Annotated in this window: 23 protein-coding genes; 14 read left to right on the top strand and 9 right to left on the bottom strand. The window is 38.9% G+C overall.

The features are described 5' to 3' along the window. Positions 1 to 49: 49 nt before the first annotated feature. The 6 genes from hisA (at position 50) to AWW67_RS11745 (ending at position 4,588) form a co-directional block, all read left to right on the top strand. Complete coding sequence (gene hisA / locus AWW67_RS11770) at positions 50 to 778, top strand: 1-(5-phosphoribosyl)-5-[(5-phosphoribosylamino)methylideneamino]imidazole-4-carboxamide isomerase (protein ID WP_062301959.1); 729 nt, start codon at positions 50 to 52, stop codon at positions 776 to 778. A 16-nt stretch (positions 779 to 794) separates the two neighbouring features. After that, complete coding sequence (hisF, locus tag AWW67_RS11765) at positions 795 to 1,556, top strand: imidazole glycerol phosphate synthase subunit HisF (protein ID WP_062301957.1); 762 nt, start codon at positions 795 to 797, stop codon at positions 1,554 to 1,556. After that, positions 1,553 to 2,167 (top strand): bifunctional phosphoribosyl-AMP cyclohydrolase/phosphoribosyl-ATP diphosphatase HisIE, encoded by a 615-nt coding sequence (gene hisIE, locus AWW67_RS11760; protein WP_062301955.1) that lies wholly within the window; start codon positions 1,553 to 1,555, stop codon positions 2,165 to 2,167. Before hisF ends, hisIE begins: the two co-directional genes overlap by 4 nt. Before the next feature lie 59 nt (positions 2,168 to 2,226). After that, positions 2,227 to 3,060: a transporter gene (locus AWW67_RS11755; protein WP_176700041.1), complete on the top strand. Its 834-nt coding sequence runs from the start codon at positions 2,227 to 2,229 to the stop codon at positions 3,058 to 3,060. 14 nt (positions 3,061 to 3,074) lie between these two features. Then, entirely contained in the window at positions 3,075 to 3,989 is a 915-nt protein-coding gene (gene ctlX / locus AWW67_RS11750; RefSeq protein ID WP_062301952.1) for a citrulline utilization hydrolase CtlX, read from the top strand. A 233-nt stretch (positions 3,990 to 4,222) separates the two neighbouring features. Next, the gene (locus AWW67_RS11745) at positions 4,223 to 4,588 is read left to right on the top strand and encodes a hypothetical protein (RefSeq protein ID WP_053221882.1); all 366 of its coding nucleotides are present in this window, start codon (positions 4,223 to 4,225) and stop codon (positions 4,586 to 4,588) included. A gap of 83 nt (positions 4,589 to 4,671) precedes the next feature. On the opposite strand, the gene AWW67_RS11740 is transcribed toward AWW67_RS11745, so the two are convergent. The 3 genes from AWW67_RS11740 to AWW67_RS11730 all read right to left on the bottom strand — a co-directional run bounded on the left by AWW67_RS11740 (position 4,672) and on the right by AWW67_RS11730 (position 8,648). Further along, positions 4,672 to 5,178 carry a hypothetical protein gene (locus AWW67_RS11740; protein WP_062301950.1) on the bottom strand — a complete coding sequence of 169 codons (507 nt, stop codon included), beginning with the start codon at positions 5,176 to 5,178 and terminating at the stop codon, positions 4,672 to 4,674. Between the two features lie 164 nt (positions 5,179 to 5,342). After that, positions 5,343 to 8,069 carry a VPS10 domain-containing protein gene (locus AWW67_RS11735; RefSeq protein ID WP_082794026.1) on the bottom strand — a complete coding sequence of 909 codons (2,727 nt, stop codon included), beginning with the start codon at positions 8,067 to 8,069 and terminating at the stop codon, positions 5,343 to 5,345. Positions 8,070 to 8,237: 168 nt separating this feature from the next. After that, on the bottom strand, positions 8,238 to 8,648 hold the full coding sequence (locus tag AWW67_RS11730; protein WP_062301949.1) for a DUF3052 family protein: 411 nt from the start codon (positions 8,646 to 8,648) through the stop codon (positions 8,238 to 8,240). Between the two features lie 164 nt (positions 8,649 to 8,812). On the opposite strand from AWW67_RS11730, the gene guaA reads away from it, so the two are divergent. From guaA to hemL, 3 genes are read left to right on the top strand one after another with little or no spacing between them, the layout of a single operon-like run. Beyond that, entirely contained in the window at positions 8,813 to 10,342 is a 1,530-nt protein-coding gene (gene guaA / locus AWW67_RS11725; RefSeq protein ID WP_062301947.1) for a glutamine-hydrolyzing GMP synthase, read from the top strand. Positions 10,343 to 10,344: 2 nt separating this feature from the next. After that, entirely contained in the window at positions 10,345 to 12,171 is a 1,827-nt protein-coding gene (locus tag AWW67_RS11720; protein WP_141655443.1) for an ABC transporter substrate-binding protein, read from the top strand. A 6-nt stretch (positions 12,172 to 12,177) separates the two neighbouring features. Beyond that, complete coding sequence (gene hemL / locus AWW67_RS11715; protein ID WP_062301944.1) at positions 12,178 to 13,470, top strand: glutamate-1-semialdehyde 2,1-aminomutase; 1,293 nt, start codon at positions 12,178 to 12,180, stop codon at positions 13,468 to 13,470. Here the strand turns inward: hemL and AWW67_RS11710 are convergent. The 4 genes from AWW67_RS11710 to AWW67_RS11695 form a co-directional block, all read right to left on the bottom strand. Continuing rightward, a complete protein-coding gene (locus AWW67_RS11710; RefSeq protein ID WP_053221876.1) occupies positions 13,467 to 14,630 on the bottom strand; it encodes a DUF3667 domain-containing protein in 1,164 nt (387 codons plus the stop codon). The two genes, hemL and AWW67_RS11710, sit on opposite strands and share 4 nt — an antisense overlap. 127 nt (positions 14,631 to 14,757) lie before the next feature. Continuing rightward, complete coding sequence (locus tag AWW67_RS11705) at positions 14,758 to 15,363, bottom strand: hypothetical protein (RefSeq protein ID WP_141655442.1); 606 nt, start codon at positions 15,361 to 15,363, stop codon at positions 14,758 to 14,760. A 272-nt stretch (positions 15,364 to 15,635) separates the two neighbouring features. After that, on the bottom strand, positions 15,636 to 16,787 hold the full coding sequence (locus AWW67_RS11700) for a DUF2911 domain-containing protein (protein ID WP_062301980.1): 1,152 nt from the start codon (positions 16,785 to 16,787) through the stop codon (positions 15,636 to 15,638). A gap of 74 nt (positions 16,788 to 16,861) precedes the next feature. Beyond that, complete coding sequence (locus AWW67_RS11695; RefSeq protein WP_053221874.1) at positions 16,862 to 17,371, bottom strand: DUF4442 domain-containing protein; 510 nt, start codon at positions 17,369 to 17,371, stop codon at positions 16,862 to 16,864. Positions 17,372 to 17,421: 50 nt separating this feature from the next. Here AWW67_RS11695 and AWW67_RS11690 point away from each other — a divergent pair, with 50 nt between their 5' ends. Genes AWW67_RS11690 through AWW67_RS11675 form a run of 4 tightly spaced genes read left to right on the top strand, consistent with a single transcriptional unit; the run spans position 17,422 to position 22,393 of the window. Continuing rightward, positions 17,422 to 18,537 carry an NAD(P)/FAD-dependent oxidoreductase gene (locus AWW67_RS11690; RefSeq protein WP_062301941.1) on the top strand — a complete coding sequence of 372 codons (1,116 nt, stop codon included), beginning with the start codon at positions 17,422 to 17,424 and terminating at the stop codon, positions 18,535 to 18,537. Between the two features lie 41 nt (positions 18,538 to 18,578). After that, a complete protein-coding gene (gene nhaC, locus AWW67_RS11685; protein ID WP_062301939.1) occupies positions 18,579 to 20,057 on the top strand; it encodes a Na+/H+ antiporter NhaC in 1,479 nt (492 codons plus the stop codon). Continuing rightward, complete coding sequence (locus tag AWW67_RS11680) at positions 20,054 to 20,641, top strand: 3'-5' exonuclease (RefSeq protein WP_053221871.1); 588 nt, start codon at positions 20,054 to 20,056, stop codon at positions 20,639 to 20,641. The genes nhaC and AWW67_RS11680 overlap by 4 nt, the downstream gene beginning before the upstream one ends. 36 nt (positions 20,642 to 20,677) lie before the next feature. Further along, a complete protein-coding gene (locus AWW67_RS11675) occupies positions 20,678 to 22,393 on the top strand; it encodes a M28 family peptidase (RefSeq protein ID WP_062301978.1) in 1,716 nt (571 codons plus the stop codon). Between the two features lie 79 nt (positions 22,394 to 22,472). Here the strand turns inward: AWW67_RS11675 and AWW67_RS11670 are convergent, their stop codons facing one another. Further along, on the bottom strand, positions 22,473 to 22,907 hold the full coding sequence (locus AWW67_RS11670) for a peptidylprolyl isomerase (RefSeq protein ID WP_062301938.1): 435 nt from the start codon (positions 22,905 to 22,907) through the stop codon (positions 22,473 to 22,475). 114 nt (positions 22,908 to 23,021) lie between these two features. Here AWW67_RS11670 and AWW67_RS11665 point away from each other — a divergent pair, with 114 nt between their 5' ends. Beyond that, positions 23,022 to 23,444: a DUF4442 domain-containing protein gene (locus AWW67_RS11665; protein WP_260311429.1), complete on the top strand. Its 423-nt coding sequence runs from the start codon at positions 23,022 to 23,024 to the stop codon at positions 23,442 to 23,444. A gap of 26 nt (positions 23,445 to 23,470) precedes the next feature. On the opposite strand, the gene AWW67_RS11660 is transcribed toward AWW67_RS11665, so the two are convergent. Further along, positions 23,471 to 24,889: an SDR family oxidoreductase gene (locus AWW67_RS11660; RefSeq protein WP_062301935.1), complete on the bottom strand. Its 1,419-nt coding sequence runs from the start codon at positions 24,887 to 24,889 to the stop codon at positions 23,471 to 23,473. Positions 24,890 to 24,916: the final 27 nt, after the last annotated feature.

The raw sequence follows: 24,916 nt of genomic DNA, 5'->3' as shown, positions 1-24,916 counted from the left end.
ATTGACTATTGACTATTGACCCAATACTAACTACCATATACTAGAAACAATGCACATCATACCAGCCATAGATATTATAGATGGAAAATGCGTTCGGCTCACGCAGGGCGATTACGCTCAAAAGACCGAATACGCTTCCGATCCGCTTATTGTAGCTCAAAAATTTGAAGCCGCAGGCATCAAACGACTTCATGTAGTGGATTTAGATGGCGCCAAAGCCAGCAAGATCGTAAATGAGCCTACACTTAAGAAAATTGCGTCAAACACCAGTTTGCATGTAGATTTTGGCGGTGGTGTAAAATCCGATGAAGCGATTGATATGGCTTTTGCAGCCGGAGCAGCACAAATTACAGCCGGAAGTATTGCAGTGAAGAACAAAGCGCTGGTGCTAAGTTGGCTTAAGAAGTACGGTACAAGCAAAATCATTCTCGGTGCCGATGTGCATCATGACGAAGTGCGCATCAACGGTTGGCAAGAAGGTTCGGGGATGAATATTTTCGCCTTTCTAGAAGACTATGTAAGCGCAGGAATAGAGTACGTGATCTGTACCGATGTAAGCAAGGATGGACTGTTACAAGGGCCTTCTTTTGATTTATATGATGATATTCTGAAGCGCTACCCAAAGCTAAAGCTGATAGCGAGCGGAGGAGTAGCTGAACTGGATGACCTTAAGAAATTGGAACAAGCAGGCATGTTCGGAACCATAGTGGGCAAAGCCTATTATGAAGGGAGGATTAGTTTAGAAGAACTGGCCTCTTTTGAACAAACCATAAACTAGAACTAAATACTAAGAAGTGCTAACAAAACGAATTATACCCTGTCTAGACATTAAAAATGGGCGCACCGTAAAGGGGGTCAACTTTGTTGATTTGCGCGATGCTGGAGATCCAGTAGAGCTTGCGGCCATATACGCTGCCGAAGGAGCCGATGAATTGGTGTTTCTAGATATTACAGCTACGGTAGAGAAACGAAAGACCCTGATAGAATTGGTAAAGCGTGTGGCTGCCGAAATCAATATTCCGTTTACGGTGGGTGGAGGTATATCTTCCATTGCCGATGTGTCTGCTTTGCTAAATGCAGGAGCGGATAAGATTTCTATCAACTCTTCTGCCGTTATGCGTCCTGAATTGGTGAGTGAACTGGCCGGAGAGTTTGGAAGTCAATGTGTGGTGGTGGCCATTGACTCTCGCTTTGTAGAGGGCGAACACATCGTTCATGTGAGCGGAGGACGTACCGCTACCGAAAGAAGAACTTTGCTTTGGGCAAAGGAAGTAGAGGAGCGAGGGGCGGGTGAAATACTCCTCACTTCTATGGATCATGACGGAACCAAAGCTGGCTTCGCGAATGAACTTACGGCTAAAGTTTCGGGCTCAGTGTCCATTCCTGTAATTGCTTCGGGGGGGGCGGGCAACCAAGAACACTTCCTCGATAGCTTCACCATTGGTCTTGCTGATGCTGCCTTGGCAGCCAGTATTTTTCACTTCAAAGAGGTGTCAATTCCAGATTTAAAAAATTATTTAAAGGGCTATAATATCCCAGTAAGAATAGAAAAATGAGAGTACTAAAAAACACAAACGAAGTAGACTTTTCAAAAGGGGATGGACTGGTTCCTGTCATCATTCAAGACCAAGTTTCGAACAAGGTTTTGATGCTTGGTTATATGAATGCTGAAGCCTTGGAGAAAACCCTATCAGAAGGCAAAGTGACTTTCTTTAGTCGTTCTAAAAACAGATTGTGGACAAAAGGAGAGACTTCAAATAATTATATTTACACCAAAGAGATATTGATTGATTGTGATAGCGATACTTTGTTGATAAAGGCAAAGCCAGAAGGCTCAACTTGCCATACAGGGGATGATACATGTTTCCAAGAAAGTAATGAAATTGGGGTTGAGTTCTTAGATCAGTTAACCCAAGTAATTAAAGAGCGAAGAACAAAATCTCCAGAAGAATCGTATGTGTCTCATCTGTTTTCGAAGGGCATGAATAAGATTGCGCAAAAGGTAGGAGAGGAAGCCGTTGAGTTGGTGATTGAAGCAAAAGACAACGATGAATCACTGTTTTTAAATGAAGGCGCTGACTTGTTGTTTCACTATATGGTGTTGTTAGAAGCCAAAGGCTACTCTTTAAAAGATGTAATCTCAATTCTTAAAGAAAGACATAAGTAGTCAGTTCTTAAATATCTGATTTTTAATTTTTAATGTGAAATTTTTAGATGAGTCGAAAAGTGAAAAAGAGCGTAATTTTTACCATGTTGGCTTTCTGCTTGATGGCCACTGGAGTTTTTGCACAAGAGGCGAATGAAGGAACAGTGGGTTCGATAATTACTGATCGTCCTACACAGACTTACTCTTCGTTTGTAGTGCCAAAAGGTGCTTTTCAAATTGAGTCAGGGATCGGGTACTCAAGGGCTGCTTTCTCAAATTCTATTGCAAATGTTGTAAACCTCCCTGAGGATTATGCTTCTGAAAACTTCACTTTAAATTTCCTTCAGTTGAGGTATGGACTTAGTGATAATGTAGAGTTAAGGCTGGCTCAAAACGTTTACTTCAATCGAATAAAGTTTGACGGAGATGTTATTAATAGAAGCGATGTTCAATTTGCTTCAACTTGGATAGGTGCAAAATTTAATATTTTGAACGAGGATGGATTTGTTCCCCAAACCTCGTTTTTAGCAGAGTATGTTACCGATGTTTTTGATGAGGATATGGGGCAGGATTTGTTAAATCTTCGACTCAATTTTTCCAGTACTTTGAGCGAGAAGTTGACTTTGGGCTACGGTCTTGGGGGCTTTGTTCCTACCAAAAATGGTCCTTTTTATTTAGAGTATTCAGTGGTGGGTTCATATGCTTTTCAACCCAATTGGGGAGCCTTTCTTGAGTTGTTTGGTACCCTAAGAAATGACTGGGTAAATACACATAATGTAGACATGGGCATAACTTATTTGGTGAACAATAATCTTCAATTGGATGCGTACACTGGATTTGATTTGACGAATAATCTTGGGGAGACAGATTTTATTTTTGGATTAGGATTTTCTACTCGGATTCTCAAGAAATAATGTTTCTTTGCGGCATGTCAAAACAAGCTGCCAAACGAATTATGATGATGAGGCCGAAACATTTCGGCTTCGATCCTTCTACTGCCCGTTCAAACTCTTTCCAAAACCAAGAAGGAGCGGAAGATATTAGCTCTATTGAAAGTCTGGCTAAACAGGAGTTTGAACAGGCCGTGATTAAGCTTCGCTCAGAAGGGATTGATGTGATTGCTTTAAATGATACCGATCATCCGGTTAAGCCTAATGCCGTTTTTCCGAATAATTGGGTGTCTTTTCATGAGGATGGCAGAGTGTTGCTCTACCCAATGATGACCGAAAGCAGACGATCGGAAAGAAGAGACGAAGTGTTGACACAGCTTTCTGATGAAGGAATTAATATAAAAGAAGTGGTTGATTTATCGGTATTTGAAAAGGAGAATAAGTTTCTTGAAAGTACTGGCAGCGTAATTCTCGATTACGATTATAAACTTGCTTACGCCTGTGTTTCTACACGTACACATCCCGCAGTATTAGACAAGTTTTGCGAATTAATGGACTTCGAACCTGTTGTTTTTGAAGCTTTTAATAAAACAGATGAGGCCATCTACCATACTAATGTGTTGATGTGCTTAGCTGCGAAGTATGCGGTCATTTGCCTAGATGCGATTCCTCTCATTCAGCGCGAAGATGTTATTAGTGCTTTGGAACGCACCAATCATGAAGTGATAGAGATTACAATGGATCAAATGTATGCTTTTGCGGGTAATATGTTGGAGGTAATCAATAATGAAGGTGAGTCGGTGTTGGTTATGTCAAAAACTGCCTATAATTCTTTATCAGAAAACCAAAAATCAAGGATTGAGAAGTATTCTAAGCTATTATGGGCGCATATTCCAACAATTGAGAAATATGGAGGAGGTAGCATTCGCTGTATGATGTGTAAGGTTGTATAAGAAATTTTTATATGAAACCAGTTACTTTTCTGTTTATTTAAACGGTTGATTATTTGATTTGAGTGGTAGTTTTCCGATTGTATATTTGGTGAAACTGCGGATTACCTAAGTATAGTTTTGTGTTTATTCTGATCATTAGAATTATTTGTAACTATCTGATAGTGAGTAATTAATGATTGGTTTATGACGTATATGCTGTATATTTGCACCCTTAATTTCAAAAAGGGGTCGCTATGTTGTTGATTGTGGGGTACGAAGATGAGATGGATTATGTGTTTGGAAAAATAGAAGGTGAATTAACTAAGGATGTAGCCAGTAGTTATTTTTCTAAAGTAGCGAAGGTGGCTGAGGAATATAACTGCTATAAAGTAATTACCGATCTTAGAGATGCCCAACTCATTGCTACCAGAAGGGAGCTCGAAATTATGGCCAAAGAATTGAAAGGGGTAGGCTTAGATTCTAACTTTAAAAGAGCACTTTTGATTTCAGAGAATATAAAAGATTATAAAGTTTGGGAGAATTTTAATTTCCATCATGGCTTTAAAGATATCCGCTTATTTTCAAACGAAGAAGTTGCCTTGGAATGGATTAAGCAATAACTGAGGCACCAATTGCAGATAAAACAAAGGCCAAATGAGTTAATCATTTGGCCTTTGTTTTTAAATGTATCTTGGTTAAATAATCATCTTGTAGATTTATAGTCAATACGAAGTTCTCTGTCGTTCAATTGATCAGAGGCTCCCTTAATTACTTGCATTCCGCCTCTGTAGTATCCTGTGTTTTTCTTAACCTCTATAAGTACGCAATACTCAAGGTCTCCTAAATCAAATTGGTAAAAGCCGTTTTTATTTGGAATCACAGTAAACTTTGGTTCAATATCCTTTTTCTTCAGATTTTTGAGATCGTAAAAAGTAGTTCCTTCACTTTGGTAGGCTACGCCCTCTATGGCTTCTTTATGTTCAATGTCATACAGAAGAATGCTATTCTGCACAGGTACTCCTACGCTGTCTAAACCTTCAAATTTTTTCAAATGGCCATAAAGACCACTTATAATAGTAGCGTCATTAATTTTGTCAGACATTTTAACCTTAAAATTGAAGTCTGTTGGTTTTTGGGGAACACTTTCTTTTTTACAGCTTACTGCTATTGCAAAAAATAAAAGAGCTGAAAGGGTAATCTTAATACGCATTGAATACTAATTTTTGAGATCACGAAGTAAACAAAATTATTTGAGCAATCCGTTTTCTTTGTTTTAAGACTTGTTAAATCTTTAAGTGCTTGATTGGAGTTAAAAACAAAAGAGGTTGATCATTAACGATCAACCTCTTTATATACAATCAAAATTTAAAACGATTACTTTTTATACCAGATGTCTTGAAGTACTCTGGTTTCTTTACTTTGTTTCTTGCCGTTCATTTCAAGAACAACAGTAAACTCGCCTGGTTGGGTTGATTTAGTGATGTATCTCGATTGAGCGATTCTTTCTTCCAAATCTTCACCACTCATTCCAAAACGCTCGAAACGCTCTCTCATTTGTTGTAGTTGAGCAGCAGATCTTTCGCTAACAATTTCGTCCATTCCCCAAATCATTTGATTTAACCCAGCTTTGGCGTTTACCTCAGTTTTGTAAATCTCTCTTGTACCTTTAAGGATTTTGATGGTTGCTTTGCCAGCGTTCTTTGCGTGGAAATTGATATGAACACCATCTGCACGGCTTTCTCCGTCAAAGTTAGTGTAAGCAGAAGTATTACTTAAACCGCGTACCCACTGAACCGCAGGCTGTACATCAAATAATGTAACATCTGAATTCATTGCTTCGGCAGTTAAGCCTTGAAGTGGGCTAATATCTGCAATAAAAATACCTCTACCATGTGTAGCCACAACAAGCTCATTTTCTCTTGGGTGAATCACCATGTCGTAGGCTGGGTTAGTAGGGTAATTATTGCTAAGCTTTGTCCAGTTTTTACCACCATCAATACTTGCGTATACAGAAAGTTCTGTACCTACAAATAGCAAATTAGGATTTTTGTGGTCTTCGCGAATTACGTTTACCGGTTCAGTTGGAAGACCAGCAGCAATTGAAGTCCATGTTTTTCCATAGTCTGTTGTTTTGTAAAGGTATGGGGTGAAAACATCTCTACGCATTCCGTTGTATGATAGGTAAGCAGTACCAGGAACGTGTGCAGAAGCTTCAATTCTGCTCACCCAATATTCAGGGTTGTTAGGAATGTTAGCGTTTAGATTTGTCCATGTTTTGCCTCCGTCACGTGTAATATGCACATTACCATCGTCTGTTCCTGCCCAAAGCTCATTAGCGTTAATTGGAGATTCTTCTAAAGTAGTAATGGTTCCGTATTGAATATTACCTGTACCATTGGCTTTAACAGCGTCATTTTTAGATAAATCACCACTGATTTCTGTCCAGCTTTCACCTCTGAAGTTCGACTTAACCACTTTGTTTCCGGCATGATAAATCACATCGCTATTGTGTTGTGATACTATAATTGGAGCGTTCCAGTTCCAACGCATATTACGATCGCCAGTATAACGAATGCTTTTGCTTTCGCCAGTTTCCATGTCTAGTCTTGAAAGCGGACCAAATTGAGACTCATTGTATAAGTAACGGTTGTTTGTTCTGTCTACAACATTGTACATGCCATCTCCGCCACCTGTACGGTTCCAGTCTTCCAGTCCAATAGAAGCTCCACCTCTTTTAGAACTTGGGCCTCTTACCGAACCGTTATCTTGTAAACCACCATATACATTGTAAGGATAAGCCATATCTACATCAACAGCATAGAACTGCGCCAATGGAATTTCATCAGGGTGATACCAAGTTTTACCACCATCATAAGTAATTCCCATTCCGTGGTCGTAGCCTAATAGCATGTGCTCAGGGTCTGCAGGGTCAATCCACATCGCGTGGTTGTCTCCGCCAAATCTAAAAGGAGTTTCCCAAGTTTCTCCGCCATTTCTAGATTCCCACATGCCAATACCAATTACATATACATGGTCAGGATCTTTAGGATTAACTCTTACCTGTTGGTAGTAGTAAGAAGGGGCTCCTCCGATGTCGACTCCATCAGGGCTGATTTTCTTCCAAGACTCTCCACCATCGTCAGAACGATACATTTCTGTTCCGTCTACAGATTGACCTCTTTCTAAAGGAATACCAATCTCTAACATTTTTCTTCTCTCTTCTGTAGAAATGCCCTTAACGTTTACGTTTTCAACGTTCGCATAAACCACTTTAGAGTTGCTTGGAGCATAGGCCACACCAATTCTACCTAAGAAGCCACCTGGAAGGCCTTTGGTTAATTTTTTCCAAGTTTTACCACCATTGGTTGATTTATAAATTCCACTGCCCTCTCCACCTTCATTGAAAGTCCAAGGCGTTCTGATTTTATCGTAAGCTGCTGCAATTAGTGTGTTCGGGTCTTTCGGACTCATGGCCACATCTACTACGCCAATGAATTTTCCATCCTCTTTTTTAACCTCAAGAACTTTGGTCCAAGTTTTACCACCGTTGGTAGTTTTGTACAAGCCTCTTTCTGGGTTATCTGAATAAAGTTTACCTAAAGCTGCTACGTATACTATGTCTGAGTTTTTAGGGTCAATAAGTATTCTACCGATGTGATGTGATTCAGGAAGCCCCATGTTGGTCCAAGTTTTTCCTGCATCAGTAGATTTATAGATACCATTTCCCCAGTAAGAGCTTCTAGAGTTGTTGGCTTCACCTGTACCTACCCAAACTACATCATTGTTTTTTTGGTCTACGGCAATGGCGCCTACAGAAATAATATTCTCATTGTCGAAAATTGGCTCCCATGAAATTCCGTTATTCACAGTTTTCCATACACCACCCGATGCCGTTGCAGCATAGATGATTTTGGTTGATTTGTCTACTACTGCAAAATCCACATAACGTCCACCTTGTCGGGTTGGGCCAATGTCTCTAAAATGAATTTTGTCGGCTACATTGGCCGGAATCTTTTGCGCTTGGGCAAACGGAGCTGCAAAGCACAATAAGACAAGCAAAAAGCTAGCGATCTTAATGTTTTTTGTAAATCTAAATTTCATAGTTATTGATTTGAATCGTGTTAAATTACTTCAATTTAGACCGTGGGCAAAAAACGGGTGCAAAGATTACATGAATGGTTTGATTGTGATAGGATTCATTAATGTATGAATTGAACTGGTTGATTATCATTTGGTAAATTAGCTGTTTGGCCAAATTAAAAATTCAAATTAGTCTCGGTCTTTTAAACGAAAAACAAACTTTAACCCCGACCAAATTTCATCAACGGCACAAACCTTTACATCAACCAAACCGCTTTCTAAACCAATTCTTCTGACTACACTATCGTTAATATCGGTGAAAACCTTTGAGGCTTTTTTTGGCCAAGAAATCCATAACATTCCACTCGGTTTAAGTCTTAATTTTAGGGCTAAGATTCTGTTTGAAAGTTCTTCTTCAGACTTGGTGAAAAAATGAATAAAATCGACCTGAACTTCACTTTGATCCTCAATAAACTCAATGTTAGCAGGTAGGCTTTCAAATAGACCGTTGTAATAGTCAGGTGGATTTATGAGCATGACTTTGAAGTCTTCCTTAATTCCTAATTTTTTAGCCAATGGGGTGCCAGAATATCCGCTCATTATTTTCTAGTGTTGAATATAATTTAATGTGGTGTCATCAGTTTCAAGTTATGGAAGTTGTTTCCAATTGGCAATACGGACGGTTTATCTTTTCTACTTAAAAGAAGCGATACAATTACTTGTCATTTATTAGTGATTAGTCGACTTGAGTATTATTTTTGCGCATGGCTGAACAGATACTTATTCTGGATTTCGGTTCTCAATACACTCAACTAATTGCCCGTAGAGTAAGAGAACTCAATGTCTATTGCGAAATCCACCCTTTTAACAATATTCCACCCATTACAGACGACATTAAAGGAGTCATTCTTTCAGGAAGTCCTTGCTCTGTAAGAGATACAGGTTCCCCTGATTTAGACCTTAGTCAGTTCAGAGGTAAATTGCCTTTATTAGGTGTTTGCTATGGTGCTCAACTTATGGCTCAGAAATTTGGAGGCAATGTGTTGCCTTCCGAAATCAGAGAATATGGTCGTGCTAAGTTGAATCATGTAGATATGCATTCCGATTTGATGAAAGAAATCAATTTGGGTTCGCAAGTGTGGATGTCGCATGGAGATACCATTTCCGACCTGCCAGCAGACTTCGATATAATTGCCAGCACACCAAGCGTTAAGGTAGCTGCGTATAAAATTCGTAATGAAGAAACCTACGGAATTCAGTTTCACCCAGAGGTAACCCATTCCACTGAAGGGAAAGAGTTGCTAAGAAATTTCGTGGTGCATATCGCAAATTGTAGTCAAGATTGGACCCCAGATGTATTTGTAGAATCTACTGTAGCCGAGCTTAAGGAAAAACTAGGAAATGATAAAGTAGTGCTTGGTCTTTCAGGAGGAGTCGATTCTTCGGTAGCTGCTGTACTTATTCATAAAGCTATTGGCGAAAATCTACATTGTATTTTTGTAGATAACGGACTTTTAAGAAAGAACGAATTTGAAAGCGTTTTAGAGTCGTACAAAGGAATGGGCTTAAACGTAAAAGGCGTTAATGCCAAAGATCAGTTCTACAAAGCACTTGAAGGAATTTCTGATCCTGAAGGAAAACGTAAAGCCATCGGTAGAGTGTTTATTGAAGTTTTTGATCAAGAAGCACAGAAAATTCAAGGCGTAAAATGGTTGGGGCAAGGCACTATCTACCCAGATATTATTGAGTCTGTTTCGGTTAACGGCCCATCGGCAACAATAAAGTCGCATCACAACGTTGGAGGTTTACCCGATAAAATGAACTTGAAGGTAGTTGAGCCGTTGAATACGCTTTTCAAAGACGGTGTAAGACTTGTAGGAAAAACTTTAGAGATCGATCCAAATATTCTAGGCAGACACCCTTTTCCAGGGCCAGGTTTAGGAATTCGTATTTTGGGAGATATTACCGCTGAAAAAGTGGCTATTCTTCAAGAAGTGGACTACATTTTTATCAATGGTTTGAAAGAAGCTGGTTTATATGATGATGTGTGGCAGGCAGGTGCAATGCTACTCCCAGTTCAGTCGGTTGGAGTAATGGGCGATGAACGTACTTATGAAAAAGTGGTAGCACTAAGGGCGGTAAGCAGTGTAGACGGCATGACAGCCGATTGGTGTAATTTGCCGTATGAGTTTTTGCAGGATATTTCGAATAAAATTATCAATCAAGTAAAAGGAGTAAACAGAGTGGTGTATGATATCAGTTCTAAACCACCGGCTACGATAGAATGGGAATAAACATGATAATTAAGACCCGCTGTTTTATAGTATTGACCTTCTTATTGTTTGTTGGTTCTTCAGCCTTCGCTCAAGATATTAAATCTATGTTTGACGAAGCAAAGGCTTTGTTGGACCGCGATCAATATGCTTTGGCAATGGGAAGGTTTAAGCAAATCACTGCTCTCGATCAGGATAATGATTTAGTGAGGTATGCTGGTTTTTACGAAGCCATTTCCGCTTATCATTCAGGTGATGCAGCAATGGCACAACAGCTATTCACACAGTTGGAAGAGAAGTATCCAAATTGGTTAGAGTCGGCCAATGAGATTAATTTTTGGCAGGCGAAAATTGCTTTAGAAAGTGGTGAACTCGAAGCTGGATTAAGCCATTTAGCATCGATAAATGATAATAATTTCAAGGAAGAAATTGAGGCCCTTAAAATTGAACACATAGCTAAGGTAAATGACAGAGATCAGTTAAAGTCTTTGCTTAAAGAACATGCAGATCCAATTATTGCTTCTAACTTATTGACTTCGTTACTTTCAGATAATGTGATGGATCGAAACTTTGTTTTGATTGATAGCCTTATTAATACCTTCAAAATTAATCCCGAAGCAAATATTGACGGAGTAGATTTTTCTCCTAAAAAGGAAGTCTATAACATCGGTTTGTTTTTTCCATTTCAATACGGGTCAGACTCAATCAGTCTAGTCCGAATGATGAATGATTGGCCTGTTCGTTTCCTACAAGGAATGAAATTAGGTTTAGAGAAGTTGGCGGAAGAAAACATCAATATCAATTTGATGACCTTCGATACCAAAACGAGCGCAACAGCAACCCGTGCTATTTTGGCTGATCCGAAGCTTAAAGAGCTCGACTTAATAGTTGGCCCTGCTTACCCAGGCCCAATTGGCGAAGTAGTTAGGTTTTCCAAAGAGAATAAGATCAATTTTATTAACCCGTTATCTTCAAATGGTGAAATCTTGATCGATAACCCATTTGCTTTTCTGTATTACCCAAGCAATGAGTCTTTGGCCATAAGTGCAGCAGAATATGCTCGAAAATACCTGACAAAGAACAAGAATGTAGCGATATTCTATGCTAGCGAAGCAGATAAGCCTAGGGCTCAGCTTTATAGAAAGCTGATAGAAAAGGATACATTCAATGTGGTAATTGAGCAAATGGTAAGGCCAAATGAATCAGCTAAAATTCAGCAAATGCTGGTAGAAAAAATCAAAGTTGATAAAGATTCTGCTAGGCGTGCTAGAATGATCGCTGAAATGGACTCACTATTAAACGCTGGCGTAAAGAAATGGGAGAAGTACTCGGGAGATGATTTTCTAGAAGAAAAGTTGGGCATAATGCCCGATAGTATTGGTCATATCTTTATCGCTTCCGATATCCCTTCGCTCTCTGCAAGTGTTATTAGTGGTATCGATGCCCGAGAAGACACCATCTATTATGTAGGCTCATCTCGCTGGTTAAGTTCAGAACAGTCCATTTCATTTCAGCAATTAGAAAGGGTAGAAGCTGTATTCACAGGCTCTAACTGGATTGATTATGATAAAGCTAGCGTATCGGAATTTAGAGAACGCTATTTAAATAAGTTCTCTGCTGTACCTAGAAAAGAAGATAGGCTAGGTGATGCCTACATCGGTTACGACATTATGGTTACTTATGGTAGGTTGCTAAATCAGTATGGAAAGTACTTTCAGTTGGGCTTAAAAACTGTAGAAACGGTACCAGGTGAATTAACCGAAAGATTTAGCTATCAGCTCTCAAACGACAATAGGTATACACCGATCTTAAGAATGGTCGATTCGAAAGTAAAAAAATCAAATAATTAATTTCTCATGCTCAACTCTTCTCGCAGTCAAAAGCTATTTGACCAAGCTCAAAAATCTATTCCAGGTGGTGTAAATTCTCCAGTTCGTGCTTTTAAATCTGTAGGAGGGAATCCGCTTTTTATTAAAAAAGCAAAAGGAGCGTTTATGTACGATGAGGATGATAACGCTTTTATTGAGCTTATTAATTCTTGGGGGCCAATGCTTTTTGGGCATGCCAATGATAAAATTGAGTTAGCTGTAATTGAAGCAGTGAAAGGATCGCTTTCTTTTGGCGGGCCTACTAACGCTGAAATAGAAATGGCGGAAATGATTTGCAGTATGTTTCCTTCCATTGAAAAAGTACGAATGGTGAATTCTGGTACCGAAGCTACCATGTCTGCTGTGCGATTAGCAAGAGGGTATACGGGCAGAGATAAGATAATTAAATTCGAAGGCTGTTATCACGGACACGGTGACTCATTTTTGATTGCGGCAGGTTCTGGAGCAATGACGATGGGAGCGCCAGATAGTCCGGGAGTAACTAAGGGAACCGCTGCAGATACCCTTACCCTTCCTTTTAACGACCTCGAGAAGGTCAAAGATTTACTACATACAGTAGGGAATGAAGTGGCGGCAATAATTCTTGAGCCAGTGGCTGGAAACATGGGTTGTATTCTACCTAAAGAAGGTTACTTACAAGGTTTAAGAACATTGTGCGACCAGTATGGAATCATACTCATTTTTGATGAAGTAATGACGGGCTTCCGTTTGTCAAAGTCAGGAGCACAAGGTGTTTTTGATGTACAAGCTGATTTAACCACTTTAGGGAAAATTATTGGTGGTGGAATGCCAGTGGGGGCTTATGGTGGTAAAAAAGAAATAATGGATTTTGTTTCTCCAGTAGGACCAGTTTACCAAGCTGGAACACTTTCAGGAAATCCCGTGGCAATGGCTGCTGGCTTAGCTATGCTAAATCTCATTAAGAATGAGAGTGGTTTATATGATCGTTTGGCAAAAATTACTCAGCGAATAGAAGACGGTTTTCAGAAGAATCTTGATGAGTTAGGGTTGCCATATACTATGAATCGAATTGGGTCCATGATCAGTATTTTCTTTACAGATCAGAAGGTTACCGACTTTGATTCTGCTAAAACTTGTGATACGACTATGTTTGGTAAATACTTTAGAGAGATGCTCAATAATGGCGTTTATTTGGCTCCATCTCAGTTCGAAACACTCTTTATTTCTGATTCAATTACCGAAGAATTAGCCGATAAAATTATTGAAGCCAACTACAAGTCATTAAAAGCTATTCATTAATAGTACCAAAAGCTCATAAAGATTTCGAAGCTGAAGAAAATCTGTAAGAGTATAATGTAAATAAAGCCTACAATGTTAAACTTAACTAGGGTTTTAAACCAGCCCTGTTTGTACACATTTAAGAAGGAAATATATACATAAGTACTTACTCCAATAAAAGTTAATATTCCAACGATGACCTGCCACCCGGAGTGACCGACCAATAGCTTGAACATCACCAATAAACTGATGCCATAAATAAAGTAGGCAAAAGAATGTACATGAAGCGCGTGTACAATATGTTTGATATACAGGTGGTTACGTCTTGCGTAAACTACTTTAAGTACTAAGGCAAAAAGCGGAATAAGCAAAAACATCATAATAGGAAGGTTGCCAAGAATAAAGCCTTTGAAACCTTCTTCATTTTTAAAAACCTTTCTCACTTGTGATTTAAGGTGTCGAGCATCTTCTCCACTAGTAGTGTCTGTAATATTAAAAACCTTATAACGACCTTTTCCTCCCATTAAAGAGTCCATAAAAGCATCGTCACTCATGTGCCTGTCTCTAGCCCATCGGTTTGTTTTATCAAGAAAATGTTCATTCTCGTTCGAAGCAATAAGATCAACTGCATTTAATGTTACTTGGGTGTTATTTATAATAGCGGAATCGTATTTACTTACGAGTGAATCATAGAGCATATTGAAGTTACCAATACCACTAAATTGCTTCACGAGCGAGTCGTTTAAGGCTTTTATTTTGAGTGAATCCGTAAGAATAGCAAAATCTGGGTCATTGCGAAGTTCCTCAATGTCGGTCCTGGCAGGAATACTAAAACTGTCGTCACCTAGCTCTCTAAGATCGAAACTGAGCAGGTACGAAATAACAAAAAAGTAGAATACACTGAGTACTAAATAAAGCCTTACTGGATGAATAAAGTGCTTAATTTTACCATCCTGAAACCTATTCGTGAGCTTACCAGGGCTGAATAAAAACGGCATAATACTATTAGCCATCTTAGAATCTACCCCAAGGTAGTTGTCTAAAAACTCCCTGATTAGAATTGAAAATGTGATATTGTTATCGGTATTGGATTGTCCGCAGGTAGGGCAAAAGTTATAACTTTCTTCCAACGCACTCTCACAGTTACTACAGTGCGTACTTCTACGTTTTTTGGCTTTCATTCAAAAAAAAGTGTTTTCCCTAAAGTTAAAGATAGGTGCTTAATACCATTCCCCAAATATGGGGAAAGAAAAAAGAGCTAGAAAATCTCCCAGCTCTTTTAATGAGTAGTATTTAGGTGTAAGTTTCTTAGATCATTTTCAGAATCATGTCATGATTCAACTGACCGTGCTTTTCTTTTAAGACATGAATCTTTGCTACTTGTGCTTGTATTTCATTTCGAACGGACAGACTTCCCGAAAAATAAGTCATTCGTTGTATCATCCCTTCCTGTATTTCCAGTGTATTATCTTCACTATCTACTAAAGTGCCAACCCAGTCTTCTTGCTGTACATTGTATTTTTTACGCACTAAATCTGTTATTTCTTTATGGAGTTGAATAGAAGTGTTTTTCACTTCAATTACGCCCAAGAAAAATTCATCTTTTAAAAAGTGGAATTGTAGTATACAGTTAACATTACAAACAGTGATTCTGTAGAAGAGAATCTTATGATTTTTTAATACGGATTTCTTTCGTGAAATGTAGTTTGGCTTGCCTAAATGCTGAACGGCTTCTTTTGTTGTTTGGCCAAAGCTTACTCCATAAAAACGGATGCTCTTATCCGTGTTTAATTTGTTGGTGTTTCTTAGGTTATTAGTAAGGTTGAGGAGTCGAGATTGGTTTGCTAAAAAGTTCTTTCCTTCATAGAAATCACTTTTGCTTACTTTGTAGCGCTGGCTTTTATTGCGTAACATGAAAAACCCTCCAAAAAAAGGATTCATCTTCAATGATTGCATCACACGGGTGTTTAGGTCTAGTAATTGGCGCTTTTGGTTGAAGAGCCGATTTGAAGTAACAAAGAATATTATTCTTTTCCAAAACGCTAAGCGTTACTAAATCATTAATTAGGGTGAATTAGGGTACTTTTTTTGATTTTACAGCTTCGTTTTGCTTGTGAAATACGAAAAATTGTGTGTGTAAAAAGTATTGCATTTTGTTAAGTTTTTATTTCTTAGCTCGCTAGTTATCAGAGAATGACAAAATCGATGGAGAACACTGTTTGATCCCATATTAACTTAATTACTCCCCCATTTTCTGATTCTTCTAATTTAATAGTAAAGGGTTCTGTAACCTCTTTTTGCTGATTGATCTGCATTGGAACTCGCCCCAAATCACGATCTTGGTTATATGACTGTCCATTTTGACCTGTCTGCTTGTTGATAATCAAGGTTCCGCCATCGGGCTCTGGGATAGTAAAAAAGGTATATTCGCCTGCAGGCACATTTAGATCACCAATTTTAAGGTTTTTAGAGGTCTTAAAGTGCGTGGCTCTGTTGGCGCCAGTTCTCCAAAGTTGTCCCCAAGGAACAATTCCTCCGAATATTTCTCTGCCTCGTTTTTGTGGCGAACCATAAGATATATCAAATTCAGCACCTTTAAATTCAAAGTGTTCTTCTGGAGCTCCAGAAAGTTCGCCAAAGGTTTTTCCATTTTTGTCAGCTTCAGCAAAAGAGGCCGCAACCTTATTTATGTCTACAGTATTAACTCTATGAACTTTCAGTTTTCTAGTAGTAAGCCCGGCATCTAACAATTGAATGTCTCCATTTTCATGAATATCAACGCCCATAACACCTCTAGAAGGGTGGCGGATTGTAAGGCTGTCACTTCCTTCTTTGGCGATTATAAAAGTAGAAAAGCCTCTTCCAGTCCAAAGTCTCTGATTAATACTGTCGTTAGGACTTTGAACTGCTTTATTAAAAGCTAAGTTGTAAGGCCAGTGTACCATATCTATAAACGGAAGCATGTCTTTTTCGAATGCTACTGTTCTGACCGATGTACCATCTCTACTTTCTGATTCTACTCGAAGACTGTCTTGCAGTCTGGTCATTCTTTGAACCAAAGTTCCAGCGCCATTAAAGCCTTGAGTAGGATCGTAGTCCGTGACTTCTAAAGTTGAAAAGTCGCCATTTGCAAAAGTTAGATCGTATTTTCTTAAAGAAATGCTAGGTGAACGCAGCACCACTTTGGCTGTAAAGTAACCCTCCGACTTGCTGAATGACTCTACCGCTAAAGTGTCATTTCCTAATAAAGTGATAAAACCAGCTTCGTTGGATGTGTTTGGGGATTTACAGGAGGCAACAACAGTGGCTACCAATAAGGCAAGGAATATCTTTTTCATAAGGTTTGACATAATTCTATTATGAGAAAGATAATCTAAAGTACTAATGCTACAAACAGCCTTTATATCAGTGGTTAAGCTTTTGTTCTAACCTTATTCCATGCTTTAATTTGCCAATAGATATTGCCCGTGGTTAAATGGTTTCCCTCGCTGTCGTGTGTTTTTACTTCGCAATTGACTACTATAGATTCTTGAGTTTTTAAAGGGGCAATTACTTCATTCTCGAGCCACTCATCGGTTACAGAAAATTCAGCAAACGAATCCATTTTACCTTGGTAATGGTAGTTCATTTCCATTTTCTGCATAATAATTCGGTATTGTTTGGCATCTAAGGTGGAAAGTAAAACAATACCTGTTGTAAATTCAGATACAGTAGCTAAGCCGCAAGCGTGTAAACCTTTAATATGATTGAAGTTGCTTCGCTTGTAGGGGAATAGAGTTTTAACAGATTTATCGCCAATAGATACGATCTTAATTCCATGAGGTTTGTTGAAAGGAATCATTCGGGCAAGCCCCCAATTAAGAAGTGATAAATGACGTTTTGAATTTTTTGCTTTTTCTAAGAGTTGGGCGGGATCGAACATGGTTTACATTTTTCAATTAATTTAGGCAAGTTTCTTTAAATACATAGAATATGCTCAGTTTTTGGGAAAGAGAATCATTTATAAATTTCGATCATATAATAATAGGAGGGGGAATAGTAGGGCTTTCCACAGCTGTGGCCATAAAAGAAGAATTCCCGAGGCAGTCGGTAGCTATTTTAGAACGGGGTACTTTCCCGACTGGCGCAAGCACCAAAAATGCTGGTTTTGCCTGTTTTGGTAGCCTTACTGAGATTATGAATGACTTGAAGGGAATGACAGAAGCAGAGGTACAAGAACTTGTTGAGTTTCGCTGGAAGGGGCTCGAGCTTCTTCGTTCGCGCTTAGGCGATGATAATATTGGCTTCAAAAATTACGGTGGCTATGAATTGCTCTTTCAAGATGATTTATTGGCTTTAGACGCTATTGAAAAAGTAAATCATTTATTAAAGCCAATTTTTAATAGGAAGGTCTATTCGGAAAGATATGACCTGATCAAAACTTTTGGTTTTAACCAGACTCATGTTAAATCCCTAATTGAAAACCCATTGGAGGCGCAAATCGACACCGGTAAAATGATGAAATCCCTCGAAAGTTTCGCACAACAATTGGGCATTAAAGTGTTTACTAATTGTGAAGTGCTTTCTTTTGAAGAAACTTCAGAATGCGTAACCGTTAATACACCCCAAGCAAGTTTTAAAGCCAGAAAACTGGCCATTTGTAGCAATGCATTTACCCGAAAATTATTGCCAGAAACAGAACTAAAACCGGGTAGAGGGGTGGTTTTGGTAACAAAGCCAATAGTTAATCTTCCATTTAAAGGTACTTTTCATTACGAAGAAGGCTATTATTATTTCCGTAATTATGAAGATCGAATCATTTTTGGAGGAGGAAGAAACTTAGATATTGAGGGGGAAGAAAGTACAGAGTTTGAGGTACGGGAACTGATCTTGGATAAACTAAAATCAGATTTGAAGAACATTATTCTTCCCAACCAAAATTTTGAGGTAGATATGGCTTGGGCAGGCATTATGGCTTTTGGTAAAACAAAACAACCTATCGTTAAAAAATACAGCGAAAATATTGTTTTGGGAGTTAGGCTAGGAGGTATGGGAGTTGCCGTTGGAAGCAAAGTTGGACAGCGTTTAGCATCTCTAATGCTCGAATAAAATAAATCTTCTTATCTTCAAATCCTGACTTCAAAAGAACTATGACGAATACTCAAAGTAAGCCTACTCTTTTTCAGGCTTTTATACCAATTATCTTTTTAGTAGTAGCCCTTTTTATCAATGTTAGAATCTTTGGAGATTCCTCTCTTGATGGCTCAAACCAAATAATTCTAATTCTTTCGGCTGGGGTAGCTACTTTGGTGGCGCTTAAGTTGGGATATAAATGGGACACTATTCAAAGTGGAATTGTGAAAAGTATCAGTTCTGCCATGGCTTCCATCATCATTTTACTTTTGATTGGCTGTTTGGCCGGAACTTGGTTGCTAAGTGGAATTGTACCCGCCATGATATACTATGGTTTACAAATCCTTAATCCCACCATTTTTCTTTTTGCTGCTTGTGTTATTTGTGCTGTTGTTTCAATGGCCACTGGTAGTTCTTGGACCACCGCAGCTACTGTTGGTATTGCACTAATTGGAATAGGTCAGGCCTTGGGCTTGAATGAGGGTATGGTTGCCGGAGCGATTCTTTCAGGTGCCTATTTTGGAGATAAAATGTCGCCATTATCAGATACTACCAATTTAGCTCCAGCAATGGCAGGAACGGATTTATTTACCCATATCAGGTACATGACATTAACTACCGTGCCGTCAATTATCATTGCATTAATCCTGTTTTTGATTTTAGGTTTTACCAGTTCTGCAAGTGGAGAAATAAACGAAACGGGTGAGATTCTAACGGCCATTTCTTCACGTTTTAATATTAACGGATGGTTATTTTTAGTGCCTTTGGCTGTAATCGTAATGATTCTAAAGAAAATGCCAGCCATTCCGGCCATTCTAATTGGCGCGCTGTTGGGCGCTATTTTTGCGTTGATTTTTCAACCCGAAGTAGTTACATCGGTTGCAGGATGGGAAGGTGCTAATTGGGAAGTTACTTTTGTAGGTATTATGAAATCGCTTTACGGAGATATTAGTGTGGTTACAGGTAATGCAATGGTAGACGAATTATTAACTTCTGGTGGTATGGCCGGAATGCTCAACACCGTTTGGTTAATTGTTTCAGCCATGATTTTTGGAGGAGTAATGGAAAGAACGGGTTTATTAAAACGAATTGCAGCTGCAGTAATTTCGAAAGTAAGTTCTACGGGTTCATTGGTTACCGCTACAGCTGGAACTACCATTTTCTTTAACGGTACAGCATCAGATCAGTATTTAGCGATTGTAGTGCCTGGTAGAATGTATGCTGATATTTATAAGCAAAAGGGGCTTGCACCAGAAAACCTTTCAAGAACTTTAGAAGATTCGGGTACGGTAACTTCGGTACTTATTCCTTGGAACACCTGTGGAGCTTACCATTCAAGCGTATTGGGTGTAGCTACCGGGGCTTATATACCTTACGCTTTCTTCAATTTAATAAGTCCGCTGATGACAATAGCTTTTGCTTACCTCAATATTAAAATCAAAAAAATAGATCCTTCAAAAGTTGAAGAGACCGAAGAAGAACTAGCAGCCGAATGAGTTTTACCAAATCAATAACCAAGGCAGAGTTAATGGAATTACCGCTTTCTGGTTATAAAGGAAAAGTGGTCATTGCAAATACAAAAGAATCCATTCAACAGGCAATGGATGAAATTAATCAGTTTGATGTAGTAGGCTTTGATACAGAGGCCAAGCCTACCTTTAAAAAAGGGCAGATTCGTAGAATTTCTCTTATTCAAATCGGAACACCAGAAAAAGTATATCTGCTTAGAATATTACATTCAGGGCTTTTGCCTTGTATTGTTGATTTTATGGAGAACCCTAATATTACCAAAGTTGGAATTGGTTTGGAAGACGATTTCAACCTATTGAATAATTTACAACCTTTCAATCAACAGGGCTTTTTAGATTTGAATAAGAAGTTCGCTGATATTGGTGCCGAAAATGTAGGCGCCAGAAACTTAGCAGGTATGATTATGGGAATTCGCATTTCGAAATCTGCTCAAACTTCTAATTGGGAAGTAGAACAGCTAACCGAAAAGCAAATCCGTTATGCCGCTACCGATGCATGGATTTGTTTAGAGATATACAATAAGCTCGATGAATGGGGTTTTATAGATTAGACAACCTTACCAAGAATGGTATTTGATAAATTGAAAATGAAAAAAACACTGATTTTGTTTTTGGGGCTCGTGCTGTCTGTATTTCAGGCAAATGCCCAACAGTTAGACTCGTTTGTAGAAAATTACTACAACATGGCCGATGCCGAATTTAATCAAGAATCGGCTTTTCAGACCGTAGATTACGTGCAGCAATACTGGCGATTGGCTGGAAACGAAGGTTTCAATAACAGTATTTACCATGTAGTAGAAAAGCTAAAAATGGCGGGTTATGTATTAGAAGAAAATGCAAAACCTACCGATCGACTTACCTATAGAATTGAGAAACGAGCCATGTCGCGCCCCACTTGGGAACCTGTTTCAGGCTCTTTGAAAATTGGAAATCAGGAGTTGCTTAACCTTAAAACCAATTTCAATATGATTGCTTCCTATTCGTATAGCACTGGTGGCGAAAAGGAATACGAAGTGATGTATGTTGAAAAGGTATCTGCTGAAAGTCTGAACGGAATGGATTTAAAAGGCAAGGTGGTAATGACGGAAGGTAGCCCTAGCCGAACCTTTAATGAAGCAGTAAAAAAACATGGTGCTGCTGGAGTGATTACTTATGGTTTGCCAAGTTATAACCAGCCAGAAAAGCATCAGAATTCTATTTCTTTTACTGGAATTCCTAACGACCCCGAAGCCAAGGCTTTTGGTGTTTTACTTTCATATAAGGCACATGAAGTGCTGAAAAAGGCTGTTTTGGCGAGGCAAACAAAAGTGAAGATCAACCTAGAGACCAAAATTTACGAATCAGAAGAATTGACACTAGTAGCGGAGTTGAAAGGAAGCACATTGCCAGATGAACGTTTTGTTTTCAGCGCCCATGTGCAAGAGCCGGGCGCAAACGATAATGCGAGCGGAGTAGGGGCTTTGGGGGAAGTAGCTTCTTCTACTGCCAGACTTTTTAAAGCTGGAAAGATAAACCCTGAACGCACCATTACTTATTTATTTGGCGATGAAATTGTTTCCACTCGTAGATACGTTCAAGAAGACGCTGAGCGTGCAAAAGGCATAAAATGGGGAATGAGCCTTGATATGGTGGGAGAGAACACAGCCATTACTGGCGGTTCTTTCTTAATTGAAAAAATGCCTGATCCGGGAGCCATTTGGACCAGAGGAAAGGAAAAGCATTCGGAGTGGGGCGGAAGACCTTTAAAGAAGGACCAATTGAAGCCGCATTATTTCAACGACCTGACCATTGGTGTTTTCGAAATGATTGGCGATAAAAAGAATTGGGAAGTAAATTATAACCCATTTGAAGGAGGTAGCGATCATACACCATTTCTTCAAGCCAATATTCCGGGCCTATTGCTTTGGCACTTTACCGATCAGTTCTATCACACCGACCAAGATAGAATAGACAAAGTATCGCCTGTGACTTTAAAGAATGTAGGAATTGGTGCGATGATTATTTCATTAATGCTTACTGAAAACAGTGATCGTTTGGCTGATGTGGTGCTGTATGAGGCTTCAATGTCGGCTACCATGCGTCTGCAGGCCGAATTGAAATTGAGTAAAGATGCAATTGCCAATGGGGCTGATCTAGCAGAACAAAAAGACATTATCAGTACTTGGGCAGATTATTACAGAGGTGTGTTCAATGCTACTTTAGATATTGAACCAAAAAATATGGAGGCCTTCAAGAATAACTTATCATCAACTCAAGATGCATTAATGGGCTATAGAAATCTTGTTTTAGGGCAGTTGAGGTAGTCTTTTCTTGTTTTAAAGAATCAAAAAAGCCTCGGTTTGAATATTCAGACCGAGGCTTTACTATGAAATGAGCTTTTGTTTAATCTTCGTGTACAACGATTTTATTGATTTTATCACCCTGACGGATCTCATCAACAATATCTACGCCCTCAACCACTTTACCAAAACAAGTATGGTTTCTATCTAAATGAGCAGTATTATCTCTGCTATGGCAAATGAAGAACTGAGAACCACCAGTATTTCTGCCTGCATGCGCCATTGAAAGCACACCACGATCGTGGTATTGGTTATCACCGTTTAATTCACAATCTATTTTGTAACCAGGACCACCAGCACCAGTGCCATTAGGGCAGCCACCTTGGATTACGAAGTTTGGAAGTACACGATGGAATGTAAGTCCATCATAAAAGCCTTTCTTAGCCAAGTCAGTAAAATTCTTCACTGTGTTTGGGGCGTCCTTTTCATAGAACTCAACTTTCATTACCCCTTTTTCGGTTTGTATTTCTGCTGTCATGAATTGTTATGATAAATTTGAAGTACAAAGCTAAGCGTTTCAGAACAAAACACGTTTCACCTTTTAAAAAGAATAGAAATTATGCCGCTACTTTCCCGAAAACAAAAAGTGAAAATGATTAATTGGTACCCTCCGTTTTTGGGGGCGGGCATTAAACTCACCTACTTGTCTGACGATTTTATGAAGGCCGAGGTGCAAATGAAACTACGCTGGTGGAACAAAAACCTCGTAGGAGTTCATTTTGGAGGCTCTTTAGCTTCAATGTGCGATCCGTTTTATATGCTTTTACTCATGAATACCTTAGGACGTGATTATATTGTTTGGGATAAAGCAGCTTCCATTCGATTTAAAAGACCCGGCAAAGGAACAGTGAAGTGCGTGTTTGAATTAACCGAGCCGCTTTTAACCCAGATAAAAGAAGAAGTGACAGCCGCTGGTAAGAAAGATTATTACTTTGATTTAACCGTTACGGATGAAGAAGGAAATGTGGTTTGTGAAGTACACAAAACAATTTATGTAAGGAAGAAAGAGGGCTAGGTAGAACTTTTAAATATATCAATTCATCAAGGGGTGGTTAACCTATTTATCATACCTTGAAAAATTAAGCCGTGAAAGGGAAGCACCGAGAACCAGTATAACCGACCAAATAAACCTAAGGGTCTGAAGGTGGCGGTTTGAATTAGTTTGTCTCCAATAATTCGGAATTCAAGCCATGCATCACCAGGTAATTTCATTTCTGCATACAAAAGCAATCTGCCTTCCTCCTTATCAGCATACAAAACTCTCCAGAAGTCTAGTGCATCGCCAGCGTTTAAAGAGGTTAAGGAAGTACGGCCTCTTCTTAGCCCCACTCCGCCAGATAGTTTGTCTAAAAAGCCTCTTAATTTCCACAGCCAGTTTCCATAATACCAACCGTTTTCACCTCCAATACTCCAGATTTTATTGATTGAATATTCACGGTCTGTAAGCTTTTTCTCTCTAACATCTTTAAAACAACCAAAAGTGGGGACTTCGAGAAAATCTGACAACTTAAATTCAAAATCACTACTTATAAAAGCATCTTTCCAACTGGATACTACTTCGTTTCTTTCGATTTTACTGAAGGCCTTTTTCAACGATTCTTGATAATTCAAGGGCTGTATTCCCAGTATTTTATTAATATCGTCATTCCTGCAAATTACTTCTACTTTCATGCTATTGACCAATGCCGTGGCAAGTTTGTAAGAGGTTGAGGTTACAAAATATAGCCAATAGGAGGAGAGTTTGGGTGTCATTACCGGAACAGTAAATATATATCGCTTGAGGTTGCGTATGCGGCCAAACTCAATGAGCATTTCTTTGTATGAAAGTACATCAGGCCCTCCAATATCAAAATCTCTGTTATAAGTTTTAGGGTTCAGTAGGCTTTGGGAGAGAATCTTTATTACATCTGAAATTCCAATAGGCTGACATTTGGTATTGAGCCATTTGGGCGTAACCATAATGGGCAATTTCTCTACCAAATCCCTCATTATTTCAAACGAAGCACTTCCAGAACCAATAATGATCCCTGCCCTTAGCGTGGTTAAGTTGTAATTTCCTTTTCCGAGTTCTGTTTCTACGTTTTTCCTTGAAGCTAGGTGTTTCGATAAAGCTGATTCATTTACAATCCCACTCAAATAGACCACATGTTCTATTTGCGTTTTACTCATTGCCTCTCTAAAATTTACGGCTGATTCTTTCTCTAGCGATTCATAATCGGAGGAGGCAGACATAGAATGAACTAAATAAAATGCACCGTCAATATCTTTAGGAATAGCGTCTAAAGAAGCTTTATCAAGTAAGTCAACCTGAATAACTTCGATCTTCGACTTTAGTGATTGCGGAGGGGTAAATCTATTAACATCTCTAACACAGCAGATAACATGGTGACCCGATTCAACTAATATGGGAAGAAGCCTTTTGCCGATGTATCCTGATGCGCCTGTGAGTAGTATTCTCATGTACTTAATTAAACGCAGCGGTTTTAT

Origin of the sequence: Roseivirga seohaensis (genome assembly GCF_001592945.1) — a bacterium.
Classification (GTDB): domain Bacteria; phylum Bacteroidota; class Bacteroidia; order Cytophagales; family Cyclobacteriaceae; genus Roseivirga; species Roseivirga seohaensis.
The sequence above is the reverse complement of the archived record's forward strand: the minus strand, read 5'-3'. Positions and strand labels throughout refer to the sequence as shown.